Consider the following 2,273-nt stretch of genomic DNA (forward strand, 5'->3'; position numbering starts at 1 on the left):
CCTCATCACCGACCTGCTCCGGGAGCGCCCCGGCCGGCCCTGGTAGCGGCTGAGGGCCCGGGAACCGTCCTGCACAGGCCGGCCGGGCCGGATGACAGACTGCCAGCATGACCGGACCGGACCCCAAAGGAGACCTCCTCGGTTACCTGCAGGCCGGCCGCGAGGCGGTCCTCTGGAAGCTCGAGGGGCTGTCCGAATATGATGCGCGGCGCCCGCTCACCCCGACCGGCACCAACCTCCTGGGGCTGGTCAAGCACCTGGCCACCGTCGAGCTCGGGTATTTCGGCGAGACCTTCGGGCGGCCGTCGGGCGAGCCCATGCCCTGGCTGGCGCAGGACGCGGAACTGAGCGACGACATGTGGGCGACCGCGGCGGAGTCGCGGGGCCAGATCGTCGCCCTGTACCACCGGGCGTGGCGGCACGCGGACACCACGATCGGCATGCTGCCGCTCGAGGCCACCGGTCACGTGCCCTGGTGGCCGGCCGACCGGAGCGAGGTGACGCTGCACCGGATCATGGCCCACGTGACCGCCGAGACCCACCGGCACGCCGGGCACGCCGACATCGTGCGGGAACTGATCGACGGGTCTGTAGGACGCCAGCCGGGGAGGGACAACATGACGCCCGGCGACGCATCCTGGTGGGAGGCTTACCGGAACCGGCTCGAGCAGGCAGCCCGGGACGCCGGCCGCTGAGCCCGGCTATGAGCGCCGTCCTGCCGGGGCCGGGCCTACCGCCAGCACCTGGCCCGCGTCCTGACCCGCCGGGCCCTGGAGCACCAGACCGGATAAGGGAACGGCGGCGGGCTCGATCCTGGCGCGGCGCACTCCCAGCTGTTCAGGGAGAGCCAGGAAGATCAGAGGCGGGAGCTCCGTTCCCAGCCGGGAGCGCCGCAGCCGAATTCCTGCCCGCTGAATTGGTGGTCGGGGCGGCAGTGATGCTCGGTGTCTGAGTCAGCTCAAGGGGAGCCAAGGTTTCTCCAGGGCGCAGGTCATGACGCATCGCGAGTCGCAGCTGAGCCACTTCGCCGGCGAATGCTGACTGGTTCCCCTGGGTGCATGTCCGGGCATCTTCCAATGCCTGGAACGCGAGGTCGCGCAGAGGATCAGGCGCAAGAATTTCGAGTTCTCCGAAGGAGTTACGAGTCGCAATTAATGTTTCATCCTGGCGCTTCAAGGCGGACACAAGGCTACCGCGGAGTTCCGGGGCGGCAACGATCTCCCCGTGCCTGATCGAGGCTGATGAAAGCTCGGCCAATGCGGCCAGGAATTTTGCGTAAGTGACTCGCCTGAGGCTGTCAAATTCCTCTTGGCGTCGCGCGGAACGTTCCTCCCTCGCGATCCGGATGGCGTTATGGTTAGCCGCCCTTACCCCAAGGTAACCCCCAAGTATTGCCAGGGCGGCCACGGCGCTAGAGGCTGCGGTCAACTCATGTCCCGTGAGGCCCATGAGGCAATCATCGCCTCTCAAGGGAACTGGCACGTCAGGTCTCATGGCTCACGGTGCCCCTCAAGAAGGCGAATCGCTGAGCCCTGGCCCGAAGCACCCGGCAAATTCCGCTGGCTAGCTCAGCATAACCGATTCACCGTCAGGGATCATGGCCAGTCGGAAGGCGGTCAGGCGCGGGGCCAGGCCGATCGCCAGATCGCCGCTCTCGGTTCCTGGGTAACCGAGAAACCCTGGTCGACCTGGCCGCCGCCCGTCCCGAGGTTAAATCTCGTCTCCAGGGCAGTGGCAATTAATGCTGATCTCGTCTTTACCGCGCCCAGGGTGAGTTCGTGGTCAGTAACGAGGTGGGCGCGCAGGTTCGTAATAAGAGACATCATCGGATGCTTTGTGCCGAGCAGCTCTGTTGCCGTCTGGAGGTAGGAATCCAGCATGCTGCGGAAATCTCCCGGCAGCACGTCGTCCTGGTTATGGGGATCAGCGAACTGCCGCTCCAGCTCACGCAGAACTCGCGCGGTTTCCCAAGCCAACTGGCGGGCGCGCTCTTCCGACACCAGGTCGCCGTCAGACGACACGGGCAGCTCCGGCTGGACGGAGCCCCTCTTCGACGGGGGCTGAGCTTAAGTGTGCCGCAGGCCATAGCGGCCTGGGGAACAGCGGGGAGCGCTCCAGCGTCATAAAGAGTGTGAAGGCGCATAGTGATACGTCCGGGGACGCCCGCCCGGCCAACCTGGTTCTCGTGGAGCAGTCGGGCGCGAAGCACGAGATCCCGCAGCCCTCTCCCGGTGACGGGATGGCCGAGGCTGAGCAGGTCATGCATGACCCCG

At 66.4% G+C, this 2,273-nt stretch carries 2 protein-coding genes; one reads left to right on the forward strand and one right to left on the reverse strand.

The genetic code is table 11. The annotated features are described in order from the left end of the window. Positions 1–107 precede the first annotated feature (107 nt). Complete coding sequence (locus WA805_RS07805) at positions 108–695, forward strand: DinB family protein (RefSeq protein ID WP_425242000.1); 588 nt, start codon at positions 108–110, stop codon at positions 693–695. A 921-nt stretch (positions 696–1,616) separates the two neighbouring features. Here the strand turns inward: WA805_RS07805 and WA805_RS07810 are convergent. Continuing rightward, positions 1,617–2,021 carry a hypothetical protein gene (locus WA805_RS07810; protein WP_425242001.1) on the reverse strand — a complete coding sequence of 135 codons (405 nt, stop codon included), beginning with the start codon at positions 2,019–2,021 and terminating at the stop codon, positions 1,617–1,619. Positions 2,022–2,273 lie beyond the last annotated feature (252 nt).

Source organism: Trebonia sp. (assembly GCF_049794275.1).
Classification (GTDB): Bacteria; Actinomycetota; Actinomycetes; order Streptosporangiales; family Streptosporangiaceae; genus Trebonia.

Excerpts from the sequence above, each read along its gene's own strand:
- WA805_RS07805 (WP_425242000.1), top strand. The coding sequence starts at position 108 with ATGACCGGACCGGACCCCAAAGGAGACCTCCTCGGTTACCTGCAGGCC.